Origin of the sequence: Kribbella sp. NPDC051718 (assembly GCF_040681515.1) — a bacterium.
Taxonomy (GTDB): Bacteria; Actinomycetota; Actinomycetes; order Propionibacteriales; family Kribbellaceae; genus Kribbella.
Window position 1 is genome coordinate 261,621 of record NZ_JBFAYZ010000008.1, and the last position, 23,121, is coordinate 284,741.

17 protein-coding genes and 2 pseudogenes are annotated in these 23,121 nt (G+C 68.0%); 8 read left to right on the forward strand and 11 right to left on the reverse strand.

The genetic code is table 11. The features are described from left to right. Positions 1 to 10: 10 nt before the first annotated feature. Positions 11 to 2,860 (forward strand): CHAT domain-containing protein, encoded by a 2,850-nt coding sequence (locus AB0M15_RS29095; protein ID WP_363824635.1) that lies wholly within the window; start codon positions 11 to 13, stop codon positions 2,858 to 2,860. Here the strand turns inward: AB0M15_RS29095 and AB0M15_RS29100 are convergent. From AB0M15_RS29100 to AB0M15_RS29120, 5 genes and pseudogenes are all read right to left on the reverse strand, one after another. Next, positions 2,799 to 4,109, reverse strand: a complete 1,311-nt coding sequence (locus tag AB0M15_RS29100; protein ID WP_363824637.1) for a hypothetical protein — start codon at positions 4,107 to 4,109, stop codon at positions 2,799 to 2,801. The two genes, AB0M15_RS29095 and AB0M15_RS29100, sit on opposite strands and share 62 nt — an antisense overlap. Before the next feature lie 2 nt (positions 4,110 to 4,111). After that, a complete protein-coding gene (locus tag AB0M15_RS29105) occupies positions 4,112 to 4,870 on the reverse strand; it encodes a hypothetical protein (RefSeq protein WP_363824639.1) in 759 nt (252 codons plus the stop codon). After that, positions 4,867 to 6,228 carry a hypothetical protein gene (locus AB0M15_RS29110; protein WP_363824641.1) on the reverse strand — a complete coding sequence of 454 codons (1,362 nt, stop codon included), beginning with the start codon at positions 6,226 to 6,228 and terminating at the stop codon, positions 4,867 to 4,869. The genes AB0M15_RS29105 and AB0M15_RS29110 overlap by 4 nt, the downstream gene beginning before the upstream one ends. Further along, a pseudogene (locus tag AB0M15_RS29115) lies at positions 6,228 to 7,561 on the reverse strand (hypothetical protein). The gene AB0M15_RS29110 and the pseudogene AB0M15_RS29115 overlap by 1 nt, the downstream one beginning before the upstream one ends. Before the next feature lie 25 nt (positions 7,562 to 7,586). Beyond that, positions 7,587 to 7,931, reverse strand: a complete 345-nt coding sequence (locus tag AB0M15_RS29120) for a hypothetical protein (protein ID WP_363824643.1) — start codon at positions 7,929 to 7,931, stop codon at positions 7,587 to 7,589. Positions 7,932 to 8,054: 123 nt separating this feature from the next. Here AB0M15_RS29120 and AB0M15_RS29125 point away from each other — a divergent pair, with 123 nt between their 5' ends. Together AB0M15_RS29125 and AB0M15_RS29130 are read left to right on the forward strand one after the other, a co-directional pair. After that, positions 8,055 to 8,981 (forward strand): aldo/keto reductase, encoded by a 927-nt coding sequence (locus tag AB0M15_RS29125; RefSeq protein WP_363824645.1) that lies wholly within the window; start codon positions 8,055 to 8,057, stop codon positions 8,979 to 8,981. 18 nt (positions 8,982 to 8,999) lie between these two features. Then, a complete protein-coding gene (locus AB0M15_RS29130) occupies positions 9,000 to 11,366 on the forward strand; it encodes a tetratricopeptide repeat protein (protein ID WP_363824648.1) in 2,367 nt (788 codons plus the stop codon). A 107-nt stretch (positions 11,367 to 11,473) separates the two neighbouring features. Here AB0M15_RS29130 and AB0M15_RS29135 read toward each other — a convergent pair. Then, positions 11,474 to 11,752 (reverse strand): annotated as a pseudogene (locus tag AB0M15_RS29135) (nuclear transport factor 2 family protein); the annotation flags it as partial. An 88-nt stretch (positions 11,753 to 11,840) separates the two neighbouring features. Between AB0M15_RS29135 and AB0M15_RS29140 the strand changes: the two are divergent. The 5 genes from AB0M15_RS29140 (at position 11,841) to AB0M15_RS29160 (ending at position 15,706) form a co-directional block, all read left to right on the forward strand. Then, positions 11,841 to 12,224 carry a helix-turn-helix domain-containing protein gene (locus tag AB0M15_RS29140; protein ID WP_363824650.1) on the forward strand — a complete coding sequence of 128 codons (384 nt, stop codon included), beginning with the start codon at positions 11,841 to 11,843 and terminating at the stop codon, positions 12,222 to 12,224. A gap of 93 nt (positions 12,225 to 12,317) precedes the next feature. Then, positions 12,318 to 13,259: a LysR family transcriptional regulator gene (locus tag AB0M15_RS29145; RefSeq protein ID WP_363824651.1), complete on the forward strand. Its 942-nt coding sequence runs from the start codon at positions 12,318 to 12,320 to the stop codon at positions 13,257 to 13,259. A 103-nt stretch (positions 13,260 to 13,362) separates the two neighbouring features. Next, complete coding sequence (locus AB0M15_RS29150) at positions 13,363 to 14,523, forward strand: NAD-dependent formate dehydrogenase (RefSeq protein ID WP_363824653.1); 1,161 nt, start codon at positions 13,363 to 13,365, stop codon at positions 14,521 to 14,523. Between the two features lie 97 nt (positions 14,524 to 14,620). Next, positions 14,621 to 14,782 (forward strand): hypothetical protein, encoded by a 162-nt coding sequence (locus AB0M15_RS29155; RefSeq protein ID WP_363824655.1) that lies wholly within the window; start codon positions 14,621 to 14,623, stop codon positions 14,780 to 14,782. Positions 14,783 to 14,956: 174 nt separating this feature from the next. Next, positions 14,957 to 15,706 (forward strand): GntR family transcriptional regulator, encoded by a 750-nt coding sequence (locus AB0M15_RS29160; protein ID WP_363824657.1) that lies wholly within the window; start codon positions 14,957 to 14,959, stop codon positions 15,704 to 15,706. A gap of 154 nt (positions 15,707 to 15,860) precedes the next feature. Here the strand turns inward: AB0M15_RS29160 and AB0M15_RS29165 are convergent, their stop codons facing one another. Genes AB0M15_RS29165 through AB0M15_RS29185 form a run of 5 tightly spaced genes read right to left on the reverse strand, consistent with a single transcriptional unit; the run spans position 15,861 to position 23,091 of the window. After that, complete coding sequence (locus AB0M15_RS29165; protein WP_363824659.1) at positions 15,861 to 16,406, reverse strand: hypothetical protein; 546 nt, start codon at positions 16,404 to 16,406, stop codon at positions 15,861 to 15,863. A gap of 2 nt (positions 16,407 to 16,408) precedes the next feature. Next, positions 16,409 to 17,908: an Nramp family divalent metal transporter gene (locus AB0M15_RS29170; RefSeq protein WP_363824661.1), complete on the reverse strand. Its 1,500-nt coding sequence runs from the start codon at positions 17,906 to 17,908 to the stop codon at positions 16,409 to 16,411. 41 nt (positions 17,909 to 17,949) lie between these two features. After that, complete coding sequence (locus AB0M15_RS29175) at positions 17,950 to 20,091, reverse strand: acetate--CoA ligase family protein (RefSeq protein ID WP_363824663.1); 2,142 nt, start codon at positions 20,089 to 20,091, stop codon at positions 17,950 to 17,952. 36 nt (positions 20,092 to 20,127) lie between these two features. Further along, on the reverse strand, positions 20,128 to 21,354 hold the full coding sequence (gene frc / locus AB0M15_RS29180) for a formyl-CoA transferase (RefSeq protein ID WP_363824665.1): 1,227 nt from the start codon (positions 21,352 to 21,354) through the stop codon (positions 20,128 to 20,130). Between the two features lie 12 nt (positions 21,355 to 21,366). Continuing rightward, positions 21,367 to 23,091 (reverse strand): thiamine pyrophosphate-binding protein, encoded by a 1,725-nt coding sequence (locus tag AB0M15_RS29185; RefSeq protein WP_363824667.1) that lies wholly within the window; start codon positions 23,089 to 23,091, stop codon positions 21,367 to 21,369. Positions 23,092 to 23,121 lie beyond the last annotated feature (30 nt).

Sequence of the window (23,121 nt, forward strand, 5' to 3'; positions counted from 1 at the left end):
AGGGACCACCATGACCGAACTCCAAGCGATGTTCGACCGTACCTCCGCAGCGATCGCCCAAGTGGGCGCGCCGGACGACGCCGCTTGGCGGTTCGCCCGCTGCTGGATGTCCGCGAACCGGTTCGACGACGGCCACGCGGCGGCCGACCTGTCAGCCGCGATCGCCGACTTCCACGAACTACCGGACGGCTTCCCGGGCCGGCCGAAGTTGGCGGCGATCCTGGTCAACAGCATGATGCGGGCGCGGCAGACGAGTGATCAGCGAATTGTCGAACTGGTGGCAGTCGCCAACGAGGATCCCCGGCCGTTCGCCGAATGGCCGGCCACCGCGGCCGCGGTCCGGTCCAACTCACTGCTGGTGTCGGCGATGCACGGCGCTCCCGGCTTCAACCCCCGGGCCGCTTTGCACGAGGTCGAGGGCCTTGCCGCCACTGTTGCGGGCTTACATCCGCAACAGGACATGGTGGAGATCGCTCGCGTCGGGCTGACGATGCTCCGCGACATGAACGACCAGAATCTCAGCGAGATGACCAGGTCGCCCGACCGGATTCGCGAGTTCCTGGCCACGATGGAAGGCAGCGGGATCGGCGATGCCTCGAAGATCCGGATCAAGTTCACCGCCATGGGTGCGATGACCGAGGCGGGTGCAGCAGCGGCCCGGGGCGACCTGAAGGCGATGGAAGCCGGCCTCGCCAAAGCCCAGGAGCTCTTCACGGGGCTGCCACCGGACGACCCAGGTCACCGCCAGTTGGCCAATCTCATCCAGACCCTCCGTCCGATGCTAGGCCTGAACGAGACCTTGGCCACCGCGGCTCCGTCGCCGAACGTGGACCAGGACCTCGCGACGCTGCGCAAACAGGCCGCGGTGCCGGGGATGGTGCCGGCCGAACGGGCTATGCGTCTGCACAGCCTCGGCTTCGTCGAGATGGGACACGGATTCGACTCGGACGCCATGCTCACCTCGGCCGTCGAGCATCTGCGTGAAGCGGTCGCGGTGGCCGGGGAGCACGATCATCGGCAGCTCATCTACATGTCCACCCTGGGTACGGCCCTGCTGGGCCGGGTGGAACTGCTCGCCGACCGCGCCGACCTGACCGAGGCGATCCAGCTGCTGGAGAAGGCGCGGGCGATCGCGGGTTCGGAACTGCATGGGTATTGGACCACCCTGAGCAACCCGTTGGCGCATGCCTACCGCCTCGCCGGACAGCGAGTGCGGGGACGTGAGGTTGCACTGTCCGGCCTGCGGGGACACGCGTGGGACGTACTGCTGCAGGCGGACACAGCGGCCGCCCAGTTGGCCGCCCGGCACGCGGCCGGCGACGCCGTGGACGTCGCTTCGTGGTGCATCGAGGACCACGACCCCGAGTCGGCGGCGACAGCTCTGGACGCCGGCCGGGCCCTGATTTTGTACGCCGCCACCGAAACCCGGGACCTTGCCACCCGCATGATCGACGAAGGCCGGCCCGACCTGGCAGAGCGCTGGAGTGCCTACGGAGCAGAAGCCTCAGATGTGCCAGGAGAGCTGCGTCGCGAGATGATCAGCGTGATCGCCCACATCCCCCTCGACGCCGCTGGGGCAGCCCAGGTGCCACTGGAAGCCGGCTCAGCACGTCTGCTGACGCCGCCTGACGTCAACGAGGTCCGCGCGGCGCTCACCTCACTCGGTGCGGATGCGCTGATCTATCTGATGCCCGGCTCGGACGGCACCGGCGCGGCAGTGATCGTGCCGGCCGCGGAGCCGCCGACCTGGGTGATGCTGCCTCAACTGGGCCGCGACTGGGGCGCAGAGTTCGACACGTTCCTGACCGCGACCACCCGGACCAGCCGGACCAGCCGGACCAGCCGGACCAGCCGGACCAGCCGGACCAGCCGGACCAGCCGGACCAGCCAGCAGCGTGACATCGACGCGCAGGCCCCCGTAGGCGAGCTGGACGACCTGTGCGACCGGGCTTGGACGGCGGCGATCGGCCCGATCCTCGACCGTGTCCCGGACCGGTCCAGGATCGTGCTGATCCCGATGGGGAACCTGGCCCGGATTCCCTGGCACGCCGCCCGCCGGATGGTCGACGGCAGGCTGCGTTACGCGATCGAGGACGCGACCTTCTCGTACGCTCCATCGGCCCGCCTGCTCTGCGACCTGGCGTGGCGGGGAGCCGTGCCGCTCGCGGAGCAGTGCCTGATCGTCGCCGACCCGGACACGGTCGGCGCCGCGGCCGAACTGAGTGCGGCCCGGACTGAGGCGTGGGCCATCCGGGAGGCCTTCTATCCAGATGCCCGCTACGTCGGCCGTGTCCCGGACGGTTCGGAGGGCCCCGACGGTCCCGGCACCCGCAAGGATGTGACGGACTGGCTGGCCGACGACGGCGAGGCCGGTGCGCTGCTGCACCTGGCCTGTCACGGTGTGGTCGAACCTCGTACGGACGCCGCGGACACGTCCTACCTGCTGCTGTCCGGCGGCGAACGCCTGTCGGCCGAGGAACTGGTGTCGTCGGCCGCGAGCGCAGGACGCCCCATCGCCTTGGCGGTACTAGGCGCCTGCAGCAGTGGCGTCTGTGGCCGTGGCGACGACGAAGCGTTCAGCTTGAGCACAACGCTGCTGGCCGGCAACGTGGCAACGGTGGTAGGCACCCAGTGGAGCGTCCCCGACGCAGCCACCTCGGTCCTGATGTTCATGTTCCACCACTACCTGCGGCACGAGCATCTGCCGCCGGCCGATGCCCTGCGCCAGGCCCAGCTCTGGATGATCACCCCGGATCGCCAGCCACCCCGAACGATGCCGCCCGACCTCCAGTCCCTGCTCACCCGTTCAAACCCGGCATCTCCGATCGAATGGGCAGCATTCGTCCATTTCGGCCGATAGCCTGCTGATTGATTGAGGTGTCGGCTACAGCAGTCTGAGCAGGCTTGGCTTGTTGGGTCAGGGCTTGGACGTTCGCCAGTACGGCCTGTTTTTCCTGGAGGGTTTGGGCTACCTCGAAGCTTTGCCAGACCTGGTGGTGGGTCTCGGGGGTCAGGGTGCTCTCATGGAGCATTTTGTCTACCTGGCGGATCATTCGGTGGTCGTCGCGGTGGACGAAGCTGTCCAGCAGGAGTTTCAGTTCCGGATCCTGGCCGGGGGCGTGGGTGAGCCAGGCTCGGACGTCGTTGGTGAATTGTTGCTGGACGGCCGTGGTGTCGAGGGGCGCGCCGTCGCGGACGTCGGCTGCTGCGTCCATGACGGCTCGTAGGCCGGCTACCTTGCAGGCCTCGCGGACTACCGGGTTCAGGTACGGCGGGTCGACCAGGATCGGGTTGACTCCGAAGGTGCGGTCCTGCTCCTCGGTGAGGCGGCGCTGGACCGGGCCCGACTCGTCCAGGGCCTTGGGGCTGCTCAGTGGGCCCTGGAGCGAGTTCTCGATCGTGCGGATCGCAGCGAGGCTGCCGAAGGTCAGAGACGGATCCCGCGGCAACTCCTTCATGCCGCCGCCGATGCCCTCGTCTCGGTGCAGTACGTACCCCCGCTTCGTCCCCGGGTGCGGATCCGACGCGATGCCGTCGTAGAACATGTACCGGCCCTCGAACTCCGTCTCCGGGTACGCCGACGACAGCAGCTCCTGCACGGTCCCCTTGAGACAGCTGTCCATCAGTACGACCCGGCTGCCCGGCGTACCGACCGGGACGCCGGCACCACGCAGGTAACGCGTCAGCTGCTGGTACGAACCGTCGACGTCCTCTGCGGACACGCTGGCGGTGTTCTCCCGATAGCCGGAGATCTCGGGGAAGGACTTGCCACCGTTCTGCTCGAGGTCCTGTACTGCGGCCTCCGCGACCGCCCGGGACAGGACAGCGTCATGGCAGTGCGCCGCGAAGAACTCGGGGTCCAGCGTCCGAGTCGCCACGGACAGGCTGTAGCCGTCCCGGCCGAGGAATACCACCCGGGTGTGCGGGTTGGCCGCCACCTCCCGACGCAGGTCGCGCAGCATGTCGCGAGCGATCGATGTGACGAACCGCGCGTGGTGGGCGCGGAAGGCGTTGTAGATCCGGTCCACTGCATCCCGGTCGGCCTTGTCCTTCAGCCCGTACGCATCGCTGATCGCCGCCAGGGCTGGGAGCTCTCGTTCGATCGCCACGGTCACCTACCGCCGTCGACGCGGTCGAGCCATGCCTGCAACGCCCCAGCCTCGGTGCTCACGCCCCACCACAGGACGACACCGCCCTGCTGCGGCTGGAACCGGCCGAGGCCGTCCACACCGACCGGTACCTGCCTGAAGTCGACGAATGGCAGTGCCAGCGCGGCCGCGACCACCACTGCTGGCCCGAGCTCGCCGTCGGCCGGGTTGGGGCTGACGAGATCCAGCTTCAACCGCCCAGCCGCAGCAGCCTCCAGTACCGGCCCGGCACCCCCATCGACCTGCAGCTGCGTGACCCGCAGCCGCCCAGCGACCTCCGACTCAAGCAACCCCGTCAACGCCCCGGCATCCCGCCCAGCACCAATCCACCGCACAGGCCCCTCACCGCTCGGCCCGGCCGCGCCGCTGGCCCCGGCCGCGCCGGCGACAGCGGAGGCCAGGGGCGATGCTGCGGATTCGGCGACGACGGCGACGTCTTCGCGGCCTAACGAGTCCAGTACCGCGCGCGCCGCCGCCACGTCGTCGGTGACGACCAGGGCGAGCTCGCGAGCAGTAGACGCCGCAATACGTAGTACCAAGTCGGCAGCACCAACAGCGAGCACAACGGGCGTGCCCTGGAGGTTCTCCGGCCAAGCAGGCAGCTGCGAGGCGCTGTCTGCCAGCGGAGTCCCGGGGAACAGCTCCCCCACGCTGCGCAGCGCCTCCCAGTCATCCACCGACTGCTGCGCCAGGCTCTTGCGCTCAGGCTGGTCGAAAGTCATTCCATCGTCCTCGTCGTGTTCTGCTGGCCGGCCGTACCGGTCCAGCGGCTGTTACTTTGCGGCACTGTAGTTCCAGGCCGGGCTGCCCCCGGCGGCAGCAACGCCGGATCCGTCAGCGGCGACAGCCGCAAACCGTCTGCCTGCGCGACCTTCTCGACCTTCTCAAGCGGCTCGATCTCATAGTCGGTCGCCGCCCGCACCGCCTCCAGCGCAGCCTCGGGTCCACCACGCAGCAGCTCCTCGTACGGCCGCTCCACAGCCCCAGCGTTGCCGAAGGCAAGGGTCAACCCAGTCGAGGTCGTCTTGCGATCCGCCCGCAGATTGACCAGCATCGTCGGCCCGTCGGCACCGACCTGGACGGACTTCTGCACCCGCTGCCAATCAGGATTCGTCCCGATCACCGCAGCAGCCGAGTCGATCAACGCCTGCACCTGGTACCCGTGCTCGCGACCCGGCTGAGCAGGCAACACCAGTCGATGCTCATGCGGACCCACCGGCCGGACATGCCCAGCATGCGGAGTCGACGCCCGCAGCGCCGCCCGATCCGCCCACGCCACCGCCGCATCCCCCTGGCCCCGGCCGTACCGGCGCAGAGACTGCCGCACAAAGTCGTCCACCGGCTTCCCCGCACCATCAGAAGCCTTGTACTCCGCAGTGACCGCCCGCGCCGTCCGATCCCACACCGACAGCGCCAACTCGCCACGACTCACCGAACCGTTGCCAGCAGCAACCGTATCCGGCAACGCCGCCACCGTCCGGGCCAGCCACTCCGCCCGCGCCACCGCCACCGGATCGGCCGCCAGTTGCGGCGCACGCCGCAGCAACTGCTCAGCGCTCACCGGCGACGGCTCCGACACGCTCCGAGCCCAATGCCGCACCTCATCCAGATGCGCCGACTGCAGCCCGACGTTACGGTCGATCGGCATCAACAGAGTCGGGATGCCCTCGTCGAGCACCCGGTCCTCGGCCCACAACCGGTCCGGCTCGGTGATCGCGTCATCCAACCAGGCAAACGCCTGGTCGCCGACCCCCTCCCGGACGCTGACCGCCTTCCAGTTGTGCCCGAACCGCACCGGCCCAGCCGCAGCCCGGTCGATGTTGACGAACTCCCAGCGCCGGTCGAGCCCGATCGCCGGACGGACCATCCGGTTGGCCGCGTCGTTCCAGGTGGTCCCCCAGCGCAGGTCGACCAGTCCTTCGCGATCCAGCTCGTTCAGCATCCGCCCGTGCTCGGGATGCAGCCAGACCAGGTACTCCTCACCCTTCAGCCGGTACGGCGTGAAGCCCCGCTCGGCCTGGTTCTTCTCCGGGTTCAGCACCCCGTCGATGTCGACCAGCACCCAGGGTCTGCCCGCCATCAACGCTCCAGGGTGGGCCGGCCGATGGACGTGACGGTGGCCGGCTTGTCCCGGGCGCCATCACCCTTCGGCAGGTCGACCGCACCGCCGGTACCGAGGAAGCGGCTCATGTCGGCCGGGCCCTTGATCGGCTGGCCGGGCTCGGGCTCCGGCATCATGCCGTGCTTGCTCATCTCCTTGACCAGCCCAGCCGTGCCGTGGTCCCAACTGCGGTTCTGCTCGAAGTAGTCGCCCAGCCGGTTCGCCGAGGCCTTGGACTCCTCCGGGTTGCGCAGGTGCCACTCCGCCTTGTCGGCGAAGGCCAGGTGGTACTGGTCCTGCGACAAGCCGGTGGTGTCGACGACTGCCGCGTCGCCAATCCCCTGCGGCACGCTGTTCGGGTCGCTGAGGTCCATACCGACGCCGGTGTGGTTGCCGACGATCACTGGCACCCAGTAGCCGGCTACCTCCAGCGGGGCCAACTCGTAGTCACCCCAGCGGGCTGTGTGCATCGCAAGATCCGCACCCCGGATCTCGGCGGCCATCACGCTCAGGTCCTTGGTGTAGCCGCGCACCCGGACCGGAAAGCCGGCGATGTCGGATAGTGCCCGCTCCTGCTCCGGTACTTCGGCCGACCGCGCGCCGAGCATCGTCAGCTGCACCTGGAGGCCGCGGGCCTGCAACTCGGCTGCTGCCCGCGCTGCGATGTCCGCGCCCTTCAGTGGATCGTCGGTACGGGTGAAGACCAACAGGTTCTTCATCCGCTGGTTCGGATCGTGCACGGCCGGGGACTCCATCACCATGCCGGGCTTCAGTTCGACGACCGGCGGCGGCTTCTCGCACATCCGCGCCAGCCTGCGCCCCTCCTCCGTCAGTAGCGGTCCTACGCCGACCACCAGGTCGGCCCGCTCGACCAGCGCCCGCTCGGTGATGGTGTGCTCGTTGGACTGCTGCGGATTGCCGCGGCCGCGGTCCATCTCGTCGGCGTGACATGCATGAAGTGGATGACTTTGGCGTTCGGATAGAAGTTGTCCCGCAGGTAGCCCGCCGCCCCACCGGAGAACCGGCCGTGGCCCAGGATCACGTCGACATCCGGCGGCAACCCGTCAGCACGCAGCAACTGCGCCCTGGTGTCGGAGATACCGGGAACGGGCTTCAGCACCTGAATGTCGACCAGCGGGTGCGGGTCGGTCGGGGTGGTGACCCGGGCAGTGACCTGGTGGCCCATCCGGGCCAGCGACTGGGCGACCTCACGGTTCACCGCGAACGGCCCACCGCCGTACCACTTGTCAGCGAGAGCCAGTACCCGCAGTGGACGGCCAGTACTCGGTAGACCCGCGAAGGGATCGGACATGCTTTCGTTCCTCCGGTGTTCTCGGTCAGCCGCGCAGGCCGGCGGCGGTGTAGAAGCGCTCGACCAGCTCGTCGGACAGCGCCGCTACCTGCTCGGCGTCCGGACTGATCAGGCCACGGCCAGCGTCGTGGCGCAGGCGCGCGGAAAGCTCCCGGAGCAGGGATGCGGCGACCAGTACTTCGGTACCGCCCAGCTCGATCGTGCGAGCCGCGTCCGCATCCAAAGGCGGCTGCAGCGACTCACGCGAGCCGGCGGCCTGCTCGCGGAACTCGACCGGCACCTGGACGGCTTGCCCCTGCCCGTCCCAGTCGTGCCGATAAGTACTGAGCATGTGGCGGCCCGGGTCGGCCGCGACCATCTCCGAATTCATTGCCGAAGAATCCCATGTAGAGGGGTGAGCGAAGCCCGGGATTCGATGGTCCGGCCAAAAAAACAAGCCCCGAGCAGGCAAACGGCACTAGACCGGAAGCGAGCGGGGCTTTATCCTGACCACATGCATAGAACAGATGTGAACACAGGTCTCCCCTCAACCATAGCATCTGACGAAGCAGAACGCAACTCCCCGAACGAAGCCGGAGTCTGGCGGCTCGGTGAGCAACCCGTCAACCGGATCGGCTTCGGCACCAAGCGCCTCGGTAGCAGCGCCGACCAGGCGATCGAACTGCTGCGCCAGGCTGTCACCCTCGGCGTCAACCACCTCGACACGGCCGGCTTCTACCCGTCCGTCGGACGAGCCGGCGAGAAGCATGGCTACGACAGTCTCGAGTGGGCCAACGACGCGGTCCGGCGGGCACTCGCGCCGTACTCCGGCGAGCTCACGATCGCCACCAAGGTCGGCCCGACGGAGCACGGGCTGGCCCGGCCCGACCAGCTGCGCGCGCTGGTCGAACACGATCTGCACCAACTCGGGCTCGAGACGCTCGACCTGGTGTACCTCCGCCAGACCGGGCTCGATTCGGTCGCGGAGCATTTCGGCGTACTGGCCGAGTTGCAAGCAGCCGGTCTGATCAAGCACCTCGGACTCTCCAACGTCCGGCTCGAGCATCTCGCCCAGGCGCAGGAGATCGCGCCCGTGGTCGCAGTACAGAACCGCTACGGCGTCGGGTTCGGCCGGGTCAACGACACCATGCTCGCAACCTGCGGCGCCCAGGGAATCGCCTTCGTCCCCTTCTTCGCCGTCACCGCCACCGGCCGGGAACAAGGCGGAGTGGTCCACTCCGATCCGGTCGCCACCATCGCCCACGCCCACCACGCCACCCCTGCCCAGATCCGAATCGCCTGGACCCTGGCCAAAGGCCCTCACGTCCTGGCCATCCCCGGCACCGGCAACCCCACCCACCTGGCGGAGAACATCGCCGCCGGCACCATCCACCTCACCCCCACCGAGCTAGCCACCCTCGACGCGATCCCCTCCGACTGATCGCAGTAGGCTGCCGCGATGGAGCCCGCGGCGGTAGCGGAACTGTTGCGACGATTCCGCGCGCGAAGCGGACTGACCCGCGAGGCCCTGGCCGAACGGGCCGGGCTCAGTGTCGAGGCGATCCGGATGCTGGAGACCGGCCGCCGGCGACGCCCGCGGCAGCCCACGATCACCAGGCTGGCGGCAGCGCTCTCGCTGTCGCCGGCCGAGGTCGAGGAGTTCCAGCATGCCGCCACCGGGAACCGCCTGCCGGTGACGACCGACCTGCCCTTGGATCTCGACGACTTCACCGGCCGGTCGGCCCAGGTCGAGCAACTGACCGAACTGCTCGCCGAGGCCGTCGGCCGGGCCGTCACCCTGTCGGCGATCGGCGGCATGGGCGGAGTCGGCAAGACAGTCCTGGCCGTCCACGCCGCTCGCCTGATGGCCGACCGGTTCCCGGACGGCAGCCTCTACCTCAACCTCCGGGGCAGCGGCGGCCGCAACCCGCTCACCTCACTCGAAGCGCTGACGATCCTGCTCCAGTCCCTCGACGTGCCGGCCGGCGACATCCCGGACGAGTTGGACCGCGCATCAGCCCGCTACCGTACGGCGCTCGCCGGCAAGCGGGTCCTCATCCTGCTCGACGACGCGGCCGACTCCAGCCAGGTGGTCCCGCTGATCCCCGGTACTGCGGGCTGCTCCGCCCTCGTCACCAGCCGAGACAGCCTGACCACCCTCCCCGGCGCGCACCACCTGCTCCTCGAGATGCTCTCCGAGGACGAGAGTCTCCAACTCCTGGCGGAGATCGTCGGAGCCGGCCTGGTCGACGCCGACCCCGCAGCAGCCCTCGACCTCGTACGCCGCTGCGGCTGCCTCCCCCTAGCCCTCCGCGTCGCCGCTGGCCAACTCGTCGGCCGGTCGGCAGCCGATCTCGCGACACTGGCAGCTCGGCTGGGCGATCACCAGGCCCGGCTCGACGTACTCACCTCCCCCGAGGTCAGCGTCCGCGGCACCATCGCCCTGTCCCTCGACGCCCTAGCCACCAGCGATCGCCCGCTCGATCAGGCCGCCGCCAGGGCCTTGCCACTCTGCGCACTGATCGACGGCGACAGCTTCCCCCTCCGCCTCGCCGCCGCCGTCCTCGAACTCTCCCTCACCGAGGCCGAGGACGTCCTGGAACGCCTGGTCGACGTCCACCTCCTGGAGACCCCCGCCCTCCACCGCTACCGTCTCCACGACCTGGTCGCCGAAGTAGGCCGCGAACGCGCCCACGGCACCCTGACCGACCTTCAACGCCATGCCGCCTGGGAACGAACCCTCGCCTGCTACCTATCCATGCTGTGGCGGTCGGAGGAGCTGTTCGAACCACGACGCCTGATCGGGCCGGGCTGGCCGGATCCCCGGTGGGCCGCGCCCGCCGCGGACCTGAGCGACCTGACGGCGCTACTGGACTGGCTCGACGGCGAACGCTTCGCTCTGGTCGCCGCGATCAAGAAGGCCCGCGCGGGGTCGGCCGACGAGCAGCTCACGGCGATCCGGATGGTCGTCGGTCTGATGCGGTTCACCGCGCACCGGCGACGCTGGACCGAGCTGCGCGACGCTATCGAGTCCGTCATCGACCTACTCGACGAGCTGACCGATCCGGCCCCCAAGGCGATGCTGCTGGTCGATCTCGGCAACGCCTACGGTGGCTTCCAGGACTACGCGACTGCACTCAAGTACCACGAACGCGGGCTGGAATACGTCGTACAGCTGAAGACCCCGCAGCTCGAAGGCGCATTGCTCGTCAACCTCAGCTACGGCCTGCAACGCCTCGGGCGGTCCGCGGACGGACTGGTCAGGGCCCAGCAGGCGCTCGCGCTGGCGAAGACCCATCACCAGGCCGGCGTGGAGTCGGCAGCCCACCTGATGATCGGATCGCTCGCCGGCGAGACCGGTGACTTCACCTTGCAGTCCGAGGCGTTCGAGCGAGCGGCCCAACCGCTTCGCGACAAGGGCCGCCCCGACCACCTCGCACACCGGCTCCGCTTCATCGCCGAATCGCTGCGCGAGTGCGGCCGTCATCAAGAAGCGCTGGAGATGCTGCAGGAGTGCGTCGAACTCCACCGGCAGAGCCCGGACCGGGCCGACGGCTTCCTCGCCGAGGCACTGTCCGACCTCGGTGCCGTCAACCACGCACTCGGCCGGTACGACGACGCGCTCGCGCACCTCGCCGAAGCCCTGGTCATCGCCGTCGAGCACGACATCTTCGACCAGGAGATCCTGATCCGCACGCGCACCGGCGAAAGCCACGCCGCCGCAGGCCGGCCCGCTGACGCCCGCACCGAGTGGCGACTGGCCCTGGCCGTCTGCGACAAACACGGCGCCCCCACCGAGCAGCTCCAGACGCTCCTGGATTCCTGACCCCAGAAGGTGTCCTCACCCGGCTGGTCGGCGGAGAACAGCCAGGCCTCGACGATCTTGCCGTCGGCAACCTTCAGCAGGTCCACCCCGTCCTGGGCCAGGTCGGCACCGGCGCGCTTCGCGGTGAAGTGGATCGGGGCGGCGACCAGGTCGCCGTTGAGCATCGGGGGTGCGGTGAGGGAGAGCTCGAAGGTGCCCTTGCTGATCTCCATCATCCCGCCGATCATCGCGTTCACGGCACCCGCGCCGCTCTGCACGCCGGAGAACCGGTTGGCGCCGGGCTGGTGCCAGACGATGTCGTCGGCCAGGAAGCCCGCCACCGTCGCGAAATCCTTCGCCGCGAGCGCGTCGAAGTACTGCTGGACCACTGCCACCGGGTCACTCATGAGATCCTCCAGATTTGATCGTTTACCCTGACAGAGGCCAATACTTACTATTGGTGACCATTCACTTCAACGTAACTAATGGGGCCCGATGCCGAAGACATACGCTCCACCGGCGGGGCGCAACTGGGATGTGCTGTCCAGCCAGTGCCCGTCGCGGACCTCGCTGGCCCGGATCGCGAACAAGTGGACCGCGATGGCCGTGGTCGTCCTCGACAACGGCCCGCTCCGCTTCGGCGACATCCGGACCGCCCTAGACGGCATCAGCGGCAAGGTCCTCACCGACACCCTCCGCGACCTCGAACGCGACGGCATGGTCACCCGCCGCTCGTACCCCGAAGTCCCACCCCGCGTCGAATACGAACTGACCCCACTCGGCCGCACCCTCCAGGGCCCCCTGACTGCCCTCTGCCGCTGGGCGGAGGAACACATCCCAGAGGTCCTCGCGGCCCGCGACGCCTACGACGACCGCTGACGTCTTCCCGGGCCGCGCCTGAGCGCGTAGTGTTGGATTATGTATACAGGTGAACGGTATGCTGGCTACGGCTGGAAGCGGAGCTGAGGGGCGATGTTGCTGCGTCAGCTCGAGTACCTCGTCGCGCTCGCCCGGGAGCGGCACTTCGCCCGCGCGGCTGACACCTGCTACGTCTCGCAGCCGTCGCTGTCCGCCGCGATCCGCAAACTCGAGCAAGAGCTGGACGTGCCGATCGTCCGTCGAGGCCGCCGCTTCGAAGGTCTCACCCCCGAAGGCGAACGCGTCCTGCTCTGGGCCCAACGCATCCTCGCCGAACGCGACGCCCTCAGACACGAGCTGTCCGTGATGCGAGGCGGGCTCACCGGCACCCTCAGGCTCGGCGCGATCCCCACCGCGATGCCGGTCGTCTCGCTGCTGACCACACCGTTCTGCGAGCGCCACACCCAGGCCCGCGTCACGCTCGAATCGCTCTCTTCGCGCGACATCACCCAGAAACTCGCCGAGTTCGAACTCGACGTCGCGATGACCTACCTCGACGACGACACCCTCGGCCAGGTCCGCAAGACACCTCTGTACGAGGAGCGCTACCTCCTCCTCACCCCCGAGGGCAGCGAACTCGCCGAGCTGCCGGTCGCCACCTGGGCACAGGTCTCCGAGCAACCGCTCTGCCTACTGTCACCGCAGATGCGCAACCGCCGGATCATGAACGGGTACTTCACCGACGACGGCGTCATCGCCACTCCCGCGATCGAGAGCGACACCGTCTCGGGCCTCTACAGCCACCTGCGCGGCAACCACTGGAGCACAGTCATCTCGCATGCCTGGCTGCACATGTTCGGCGTACCAGCCGGCATGAAGGTCGTACCACTGAAGTCCCCCGCCCACGGCCCACGCGTCGGCCTGGTGATCGCCGCGCGGAGTCCCGAGCCGGTTCTCGCGCGCGCTCTGCTCGACGTCGCCCGGCAGGCCGGCGTACACACTGCTCTGGACGAACTGCTCGACGTCCATCTGATGGGTGGACAGCTGACCCGATAGCGCCCGGCTATCTCGGCATAGCAAGCAAGTCTTGGACGGCAGCACCCAGGACCCACCACGGTTGAAGGACCGAATCCCCTTCAAACGTTGAGGAGTTGCCACCATGGCCAAGGTCTTGTGTGTGCTGTACGACGACCCGAAGGACGGCTACCCGACCAGCTACGCGCGGGACGACATCCCGACCATCGCGTCCTACCCGGGCGGCCAGACCGCGCCGACTCCGAAGGCGATCGACTTCACCCCGGGCGCTCTGCTCGGCAGCGTCTCCGGCGAGCTCGGCTTGCGCGACTATCTGGAGAGCCAGGGCCATACCCTCGTCGTCACCTCCGACAAGGAGGGCGAGAACTCGGTACTCGACCAGGAGCTGCCCGACGCCGACGTGGTCATCTCACAGCCGTTCTGGCCCGCGTACCTGACCGCCGAGCGGATCGCCAAGGCGCCGAACCTCAAGCTCGCGATCACGGCCGGCATCGGCTCCGACCACGTCGACCTGGACGCCGCCATCGCCAACCAGATCACCGTTGCCGAGGTCACCTACTGCAACAGCATCAGCGTCGCCGAGCACGTGGTGATGATGATCCTCGGCCTGGTCCGCAACTACCTCCCGTCCCACCAGGTCGTCCTCGACGGCGGCTGGGACATCGCCGACTGCGTCGCCCGTTCGTACGACCTCGAAGGCATGCATGTCGGTACGGTCGCCGCTGGCCGCATCGGTACGGCGGTACTGCGCCGCCTCGCGCCCTTCGACGTGAAGCTGCACTACACCGACCGGCACCGCCTGCCCGAGTCGATCGAACGCGAACTCAACCTGACCTTCCACCCGGACGCCGCCAGCATGGTGCCGTACTGCGACGTCGTCACCGTCAACGCTCCCCTGCACCCCGAGACCGAGGGCCTGTTCAACGACAAGCTGATCGGCACGATGAAGCGCGGCACCTACCTGATCAACACCGCCCGCGCGAAGATCGCCGACCGGGACGCCATCGTCCGGGCCCTGGAGACCGGCCAGCTCGCCGGGTACGCCGGTGACGTCTGGTATCCGCAGCCCGCCCCGGCCGACCACCCGTGGCGGACCATGCCGCACCACGGAATGACCCCGCACATCTCCGGCTCGTCCCTGTCCGCTCAGACCAGGTACGCCGCCGGCACCCGCGAGATCCTCGAGTCCTTCTTCGCCGGTATGCCGATCCGCGACGAGTACCTGATCGTCGACGGCGGCCGGCTGGCCGGTACCGGCGCGCACTCGTACTCCACCAAGTCCTGAACGTAACCGGGATCACGTGAGACGCGGGCATAACCGCTGGCTACACCTGGTTGAATGTATACAGAAGGCAGAATTCCAACCCAGATGAGAGGGCACCATGATCTTCACCCGTAGGTTCGGCGCTCTGGCGGCCCGGCCACAGTTCCCGGATGCACCGGAGCTGCAGCAGGAGCTCGGCGTCGACGTCGAACTCCAGGACAACCAGCACAACCAGCACACCGAGAGCGGCGAGCAGGAGCGCGTCACCACTGCCGCCTGAGTACCAGCCCGATCGGTGCTCCGGACACACGCGTCAGCGCCGCGGCGGCGGACTCCTCGCGGGGCAGAATGCAAGGATCCGGAGCACCGGGAGCAGGACGATAGACCGTGGCACTTGGTAGACTGTCTACCAAGTGCCACAAGCTTTCCATCATCGGCGGGGAAGGACCTCATGATGACAACCAGCGCGGGCCCGGAAGCCAACTCCGACTCCCCTGGCGTCCGGCACGTCAAGCGGCCGACGCCGCTGCGGGAGTCGGTCTACGAGGCCCTCACCGAGATGATCATCGACGGCACACTGGAGCGTGGCCGGCACCTGGTCGAGGTGGAACTGGCCGGCATGCTCGGCGTCTCCCGCCAGCCGGTCCGCGAGGCGCTGCAGCGGCTGAACAACGAGGGCTGGGTGGATCTGCGGCCTGGCTTCGGCGCGATGGTGCACGTACCGGCCGAGGACGAGGTGGACCAGTTGCTGGCCGCCCGCGCGGCGCTCGAGTCCGAGTCCGCCCGGCTGGCCGCGCGCAACCCCGACAAGGACGCCGTCGCCAAGCTCAAGGAGCTCTGCAAGATCGGCGCGAACCTGCAGGAGACCGGCGACATCGACGGCACCGTACGCACCAACGCCGAGCTGCACAGCCTGATCACCGAAATGTCCGGCAACCGTTTCCTGGTCGACTTCGCCGGCCAGGTCGACCGCCGAGTCCGCTGGTACTACACCCCGGTCGCCCCCGTCCGCGGCGCCGCCTCCTGGCGCGAACACACCCGCCTGGTCAAGGCCATCGCCGACGGCGACGAAGACAAAGCAGCCCAGATCATGCGCGAACACACAGAACACACCCGCAAGGCGTACCACGACCTCCAAACCGGCACCCCCACCGAAGACCCCACCCCGGCAAAGAAGCAACCCCGCCGCCGCACCACGGACTAGCCCCCCGCCCCCCGGCCGAGGGCCATCTCAGGGGTTAACCCCTGAGATGGTGGGTTGCCCCCTCCGGATCTCATGGGGCAACCCACCATCTGAGGGGTTAACCCCTCAGATGGTGGGCAGGTGGGCAGGTGGGTGGGTGGGCAGGTGGTGTGGGTCAGACGGTGCGTTGGTTGGGTTTGCGGGAGCGGGTTGTGGCGGCTTTGCGGGCTGCCAGGGAGTCGGCCAGGTGGATGTAGTCGGCGACTACCTTGCGGGCGTAGGGGTTGTGGGTGGTGATGCGGGGCCACCAGTGGCGGCCTAGTTGTTCGTGCATCCAGAGGAAGCCGATGGCGAATCCCATGCTCAACAGGGCACGGAAGGCCAGGAACTTCCAGGGTTCGGCGGGCATGCCGGGCGTGCCGGTGACCGACCATTCGGTGACTACGGCGTGGACCAGCAGGGCTAGTGGGAAGCCGATCACCCAGTAGACGGCCGCGGGAGCGAATACGCCGGCGGGAAGCTTGCCGAGGGCAAGTAGTACGGCGTACCCGACGCCGAAGAGCACTAGCGGGACAGCCAGGCCGAGGCCGGTGACGATCGCCCAGCCGATGGGCCGGCCGACGAACGCGGCCAACCCACCTGCGACGAACCCGGCTGCTACTCCCACGGTGGCCGCGGGCAACGAGAACTCTGCCAGCTGCCGGATCTTCAACCTGTCCATGATCAGCCCACGACCACGCCGAAGCGCACCAGGCTGTAGAACAGCATGCCCAGGTAGAAGACCGCGCCGAACCCGATGATGACGTTGCGCACCGGTCCCGGCCGGATCGGCTTGGGCAGCATCTTGTTGTTCACCAGGAGCAACACGATGCAATAGGCACCCATCGCGAAGGTCGACAAGAACGCGAGCACATCCAGGATGCCCGCCGGACCGTCGGCCGGCCCGAACAACAAGATCAGGATGCCGAACGTGATCACGCCCCAGAGGAACCCGGCGTACAGCTTCGACATCGAGAACCGTTTGGCGCCCGGGATGAAGTAGTACGTCATGTCCGCCTGACCCCGCGAGAACGAGTCGAACAGACCCAACGTCGCATTCAGCCCGATCAACGCGATGAAGGCGAAGAACAAGGTACCCAGGATCGGACTGCCCGCCGAGGCGAACGAGTCGGACATCGCCTTCAACGCCGCCTCCCGGTCACCACCCTCGATCAGCGACGCCACGTTCGGATTCTGCCGCGCCGCCGACATCGCCAGCACGGTGAACGAGATCGTCACCAGCATCGTGATACCCCAGAAGAGCAGCAGCGCGTCGAAGGTGACCCACTTGCGCCAGCCCCTCCACTTCTTCATCTCCTCGGGGTCCTCGGTGTCGAACATGTAGCCGCGCGACGGCATCGCCTCCGCCTCGCCCGACGTCCGCAGCCCACGGACCTTCGGGATGTGCGCGCCCATCCCGGCACCGCTGTCGCGCAGTTGCAGCGTGTACCACATCTGCTGCATGCCCGACGGGCCGGCGAAGGCGATCGAGCCGACCAGGATCGGGAACCACGCCTCCGTCAGTGCCTTGTCCGGCAGGAAGCCGATCGCGAACATGCCGGACAGCGTCTGAGCCAGGTCGTCCCAGCTGCCGACGATCGCCGCGATGATCGAGGTACCGACCACCAGGAAGCCGATCAGCAGGCCGAGCAGCTTCTCGAGGAAGTTGTAGATCACCGACAGCAGGCTGAACAGGATCCCGACGAACACCAGACAGACACAGGCGGTCGCCTGCCAAGGTATGCCGGTTATCTCTTCGAACGCCGCCGCGCCGGCCGAGAGGTGGCCCGGCCAGATGTAGATCAGGATCGCCGCGACATAGAAGAACCACATCAGCGGTTTGAACACCCGAGCGGCACCGAAGAAGATGCTCTCTCCGGTCGCCATCGCGTACCGGGCCATCTCCAGCAGCACGAACGCCTGCAGGGTGACACCGACCATGAACAGCCAGCGGATGTCCGGACCGAACACCAGGACGAGCCGGGGCCACATGTAGGACTCACCCATGCCGACGCCCAGCGCGACCAGGAAGACGGTCGGACCGAGGATGTGCAGAGATGGCGGTGCGGGCGGTAGCGGCCGGATCGGCATCGGTTCGAGCCGGCCGGCCTTCCAGACCCGTTCGGTGACTGCCGCTGCCGCGGGCTCTTCGGGTACTTCTGAGGTCTTGCTTGTGACGTCCAAGGCGGACTCCTTAGATCGACGCCAACTGTGGGGTGGTGTGACTACTGCAATGAACCCGCGTTCCGGGCCCAGCGGTACTTGGCACCGAGCACCTGGACCGGTGTCTCGGTGGTGTACGGATATGCGACTACCCCGTGTTCGAACAGGTACTGACTTGCTTCCTCGACCTCCACGTCACCCGACAGCGATGCGACGACCGGCTTGTCGATGCCCTTGGCCCGGTACTCCTCGACCACCTCGGAGACGAGCTTCGCGAACACCATCGGCGGCGTCACGATCGTGTGCCAGTAGCCCAGGATCAGGGCGTGGATCCGGTCGTCCTCGAGCCCGAGCGCGACCGTGTTCCGGTACGTCGACGGCGGCTCGCCGCCGGTGATGTCGACCGGGTTGCCGGCCGCCCCGAACGGCGGGATGAACTTCTTGAACGCCGCGTCCAGATCCGGCGGGATCGTCATCAGCTGCAGCCCGTTGTCGACGCAGGCGTCCGAAAGCAGGACACCCGAGCCGCCCGCGCCGGTGATGATGACGACGTTCTCGCCCTTCGGCGTCGGCAGCAGCGGGATGCCCCGGGCGTACTGGAGCATCTCGTTCAGCCCCGGCGCGCGGACCACGCCGCTCTGCCGCAGGATGTCGTCGTAGACCTTGTCGTTGCCGGCCAGCGCGCCGGTGTGCGAGCTGGCCGCCTTGGCGCCCGCGCTCGTCCGGCCGGCCTTCAGCACGACGACCGGCTTCTTCTTCGACACCCGCGCGGCCGTCTCGGCGAAGGCCCGGCCGTCCTTGAGATCCTCTAGGTGCATGGCGATCAGGTTGGTGTTGTCATCGGTCTCGAAGAACGTCAGGAGGTCATCCTCGTCGATATCGGCCTTGTTGCCTACCCCAACGATCGCGGAGACGCCCATCCGGCTGGACCGGCTGAAGCCGAGGATGGCCATCCCGATCCCCCCGCTCTGCGATGAGAGCGCGACACTGCCCTTCACGTCGTACGGCGTACAGAACGTCGCGCAGAGGTTCTCCGGCAGGTAGTAGTAGCCGTAGATGTTCGGCCCGAGGATCCGTACGCCGTGCTTGCGGGCGATCGCGACGACCTCGTCCTGCAGCTCCTGCTCACCGGTCTCGGCGAACCCGGACGGGATCAGGATCGCGCCCGCCACCCCCTTCTGCCCGCACTGCTCGAGCGCCCCACCGACGAACTTGGCCGGTACGGCGAACACCGCGACATCCACGTCACCCGGGATGTCGGTGATCGAAGGGAAGGCCTTCAGCCCGAGGACCTCGCCGCCCTTCGGATTGACCGGGTAGATGTCACCCTTGTAACCGCCGTTGACGAGGTTCTTCATCACCGAGTTGCCGATCTTGCCGTCCTCGTTGGACGCCCCGATCACCGCCACCGCGCGCGGCTTCATGATCCGGGTCATCGCGGTCAGGATCTCGTCCTGGGTGTAGCGCTCGACCGGCTTGCCGGCCTCGGCGTCCACGATGATCCGGAAGTCGACCGCGGTGGCGCCGTCCGGCCCGGCCAGCACCGGGTTGAGATCGACCTCCGCGAACTGCGGGAAGTCTTCGACCAGGTCGGACAGCTTGCTGATGATGGCCGCGATCGCGTCCTTGTCGACCGGCTTCGAGCCCCGGACACCGTTCAGCATCTCGTGCGCACTGATGCCGTCCACCATGGAGCGCGCTTCTGACGGGGAGGTCGGCGCCAGCCGGAAGGTGACGTCTTTGAGCACCTCGACCAGGACGCCACCCAGCCCGAAGGCGACGATCTTGCCGAAGGTCTCGTCGGTGACCGACCCGACGATCACCTCCTGCACGTCACCCCCGGTGACCAGCATCTTCTGCACCTGTACGCCGGTGATCTCAGCGTCCGCGTCATACGCGTGAGCGTTCGCGATGATCCGCTCGTACGCCGTGACCGCGGCCTCGGCGCTGTCGACGCCGACCACCACGCCACCGGCCTCGGTCTTGTGCAGGATGTCCGGCGAAACGATCTTCAGCACGACCGGGAAGCCGATCTCAGCCGCCAGCGCCGCGGCCCCCTCGGCAGTCGTAGCCAGCCCCTCACCCGGGGTCGGGATGCCGTACGCGTCCGCGACCAGCTTGGCCTCGGGTGCGCTCAGCGAGGTCCGGCCTTCCGCCAGCGCCTGATCGAGGACGGTCTGGACAGCTGCCTTGTCATATGTCATGCCTGAAGCTCCTCAGAAGGGGTGTGTGTTCGGCGTTCAGACGACGCCGGCGGCCTTGAGCTCTTCGAGTTCGGCGGTATCGATGCCCAGGCCGCCGTAGATCGCGGAGTTGTGTTCGCCCAAGCCCGGTGAGGTCTCCACCTGGACAGGCGAGTCGGACAGCTTGATCGGGCAGCCGACCGTCTTGAAGGTGCCGCGCTGCGGGTGCTTCACCTCGACGACGGCGCCGAGCTCGGCCAGCGTCTCGTCCTCGATCAGTTCCTTGGTGGACAGGATCGGACCGCACGGCACGTTCAGCGCGTTCAGCTTCTCCATCACCTCGAACTTGGTGTGCTGCTCGGTCCACTGCTCGATCAGCCCGAACATCTTGTCCAGCTTGTCGAGCCGGGCAGCCGGCGTGTTCCAGTCCGGGTCGTCGGCCAGCTCGGGCTTGCCGATCAGCGAAGCGATCGGGGCCCAGCCGGGCGGCTGGACGATCACGTAGATAAAGTCGTTCGGGCCGCCGGGCGCGGTCCGGACCGCCCACCCGGGCTGACCGCCGCCGGACGCGTTGCCCGAGCGCGGTACCTCGTCGCCGAAGTTGTCGTTCGGGTACTCCTTCAGCGGACCGTGCGCCAGCCTCTGCTGGTCCCGCAACTTGACCCGGCTGAGGTTCAGTACCGCCTCCTGCATGGCCACCGAGACGCGCTGGCCCTTGCCGGTGGAGACCCGCTGGTACAGGGCGGCGAGGATGCCGGCGACCAGGTGGATGCCGGTGCCGGAGTCACCGATCTGAGCTCCGGTGGCGGTCGGCGGGCCGTCCTCGAACCCGGTCGTGCTCATCGCGCCGCCCATCGCCTGGGCGACCACCTCGTAGGCCTTGAAGTCCTCGTACCGGCCCGGGCCGAAGCCCTTGATCGAGGCGTAGATCAGCTCCGGGTTGATCAGCTGGAGCCGGTCCCAGGTGAAGCCCATCCGGTCGATCGCGCCGGGCGCGAAGTTCTCCACCAGGATGTCGGAGTTCTTCACCAGGTCGGTGAAGATCTCCTTGCCCCGTTCGGACTTCATGTTCAGGGTGATGCTGCGCTTGTTGCAGTTGAGCATCGTGAAGTAGAGGCTGTCGACGTCGGGCAGGTCGCGCAACTGCTGGCGGGTGATGTCGCCGGTCGGGGCCTCGAGCTTGATCACGTCGGCGCCGAGCCAGGCGAGGATCTGGGTGCAGGACGGTCCCGACTGCACATGCGTCATGTCCAGTACGCGAACACCGTCAAGGGCCTTGGGCATAAGGGTCCTCCGCTACTTGTACATGGTCTGGTTCATGGTTCCGGGCGCGTACGCGTCCGGGTCGACCCACACGTTGATCAGCGACGGCAGCCCCGACTCGCGGGCCCGCTGCATGGCCGGCCCGATGTCCTTGGGGTCGCGGACCTCTTCGCCGTAGCCGCCGAGCATCTTCGCGAACTGGTCGTACTTGACGTCGCCGAGCGTGTTGCCGATCCGGCCGCGGTCGTGCCCGTACTTCGCTTCCTGCCCGTACCGGATCTGGTTCATCGACGAGTTGTTGCCGACCACACCGACGAACGGCAGCTTGAACCGCACCAGCGTCTCGAAGTCCCACCCGGTCAGCGAGAAGGCACCGTCACCGAACAGCGCGACGACCTCCTTGTCCGGCCGGGCGTACTTGGCCGCCATCACGAACGGGATGCCGACGCCGATGGTGCCGAGCGGACCCGGGTCCATCCAGTGGCCGGGCGACTTCGGCTGTACTACGCCACCCGAGAAGGTGACGATGTCGCCGCCGTCGCCGATGTAGATCGAGTCCTCGGTGAGGAACTCGTTGATCTCGTGCGCGAGCCGCAGCGGGTGGATCGGGTTGGCGTCCGACAGTTGCCGCGGCAGCCGCTTCTGGTACGCCGCGTCCTCCTCGGCCCGCAACTCGTTGAACCACGCCTTGCGGTCACCGGCCTTCGCGATCCGGCCCGAGGAGGCCTGGGTGACGGCGGCCAGGATCGCGCCCGGGTCGCCGACCAGGCCGAGGTCGATGTCGCGGTTCTTGCCGACGGTGCGGTAGTCCATGTCGATCTGGACCACGGTCGCGCCCTTCGGCAGCCGGCGGCCGTAGCCCATCCGGAAGTCGAACGGCGTGCCGACGATCAGGATCAGGTCGGCGTTGTTGAAGCCGTACCGGCGGGACAGGTGGAAGTGGTGCGGGTCGCCGGGCGGCAGCGTGCCACGCGCCGAGCCGTTCATGAACGCCGGGATGTTCAGCTGGCGCACGAAGTCGATCGCCGCGTCGCTGCCGCGAGCGGTCCAGACCTGGGTGCCGAGCAGGACGACCGGCTTCTCCGCCCGGGAGATCAGGTCGGCCAGCGCCTCGATGCTCGCCGGGTCGCCGATGCTCTTGGTCGACGCGCGGTACCGGCCGGCCTCGGGGATCGTCGCCGACTCGACCGGGACCGAGTTGTCCAGGATGTCGCGCGGGATCTCCAGGAACGACGGACCCGGAGCGCCGTTGTAGCACTCGCGGAACGCCATCGAGACCATGTCGGCCACCCGCGCGGTGTGCGGCACGGTGGCGGCGAACTTGGTGATCGGCGTCATCATGTCGACGTGCGGGAGGTCCTGCAGTGAGCCCATCTTGTGCTGGTTCAGCGCGCCCTGGCCGCCGATCAGCAGCATCGGGCTCTCCGCGCGGAAGGCGTTCGCGACACCGGTGACGGCGTCGGTGGTACCGGGGCCGGCGGTGACGACGGCGCAACCGGGCTTGCCGGTCATCCGGGCGTAGCCGTCGGCGGCGTGGGCCGCGACCTGCTCGTGCCGGACGTCGACGACGGCGATGCCCTCGTCGACGCAGCCGTCGTAGATGTCGATGATGTGTCCACCGCAGAGGGTGAAGATCACGTCGATGCCCTCGGCCTTGAGGGCCTTCGCCACCAGATGCCCACCCGAGATGGTGGCGGTGCTCGGCTCCGGCTCGGTCACCTGGGCAACCGCGTTCGTTTCGGACACTGTCTGGGCCATCTGGCAGTCATCTCCTCAGAGGAAGGCCGT

What these genes read in the sequence shown, in the direction of transcription:
- AB0M15_RS29095 (WP_363824635.1), top strand. Translation starts at nt 11, where the DNA reads ATGACCGAACTCCAAGCGATGTTCGACCGTACCTCCGCAGCGATCGCC.
- AB0M15_RS29105 (WP_363824639.1), bottom strand. Translation starts at nt 4,870, where the DNA reads ATGACTTTCGACCAGCCTGAGCGCAAGAGCCTGGCGCAGCAGTCGGTG.
- AB0M15_RS29110 (WP_363824641.1), bottom strand. Translation starts at nt 6,228, where the DNA reads ATGGCGGGCAGACCCTGGGTGCTGGTCGACATCGACGGGGTGCTGAAC.
- AB0M15_RS29120 (WP_363824643.1), bottom strand. Translation starts at nt 7,931, where the DNA reads ATGAATTCGGAGATGGTCGCGGCCGACCCGGGCCGCCACATGCTCAGT.
- AB0M15_RS29125 (WP_363824645.1), top strand. Translation starts at nt 8,055, where the DNA reads ATGCATAGAACAGATGTGAACACAGGTCTCCCCTCAACCATAGCATCT.
- AB0M15_RS29130 (WP_363824648.1), top strand. Translation starts at nt 9,000, where the DNA reads ATGGAGCCCGCGGCGGTAGCGGAACTGTTGCGACGATTCCGCGCGCGA.
- AB0M15_RS29140 (WP_363824650.1), top strand. Translation starts at nt 11,841, where the DNA reads ATGCCGAAGACATACGCTCCACCGGCGGGGCGCAACTGGGATGTGCTG.
- AB0M15_RS29145 (WP_363824651.1), top strand. Translation starts at nt 12,318, where the DNA reads ATGTTGCTGCGTCAGCTCGAGTACCTCGTCGCGCTCGCCCGGGAGCGG.
- AB0M15_RS29150 (WP_363824653.1), top strand. Translation starts at nt 13,363, where the DNA reads ATGGCCAAGGTCTTGTGTGTGCTGTACGACGACCCGAAGGACGGCTAC.
- AB0M15_RS29155 (WP_363824655.1), top strand. Translation starts at nt 14,621, where the DNA reads ATGATCTTCACCCGTAGGTTCGGCGCTCTGGCGGCCCGGCCACAGTTC.
- AB0M15_RS29160 (WP_363824657.1), top strand. Translation starts at nt 14,957, where the DNA reads ATGACAACCAGCGCGGGCCCGGAAGCCAACTCCGACTCCCCTGGCGTC.
- AB0M15_RS29165 (WP_363824659.1), bottom strand. Translation starts at nt 16,406, where the DNA reads ATGGACAGGTTGAAGATCCGGCAGCTGGCAGAGTTCTCGTTGCCCGCG.
- AB0M15_RS29175 (WP_363824663.1), bottom strand. Translation starts at nt 20,091, where the DNA reads ATGACATATGACAAGGCAGCTGTCCAGACCGTCCTCGATCAGGCGCTG.
- frc (WP_363824665.1), bottom strand. Translation starts at nt 21,354, where the DNA reads ATGCCCAAGGCCCTTGACGGTGTTCGCGTACTGGACATGACGCATGTG.
- AB0M15_RS29185 (WP_363824667.1), bottom strand. Translation starts at nt 23,091, where the DNA reads ATGGCCCAGACAGTGTCCGAAACGAACGCGGTTGCCCAGGTGACCGAG.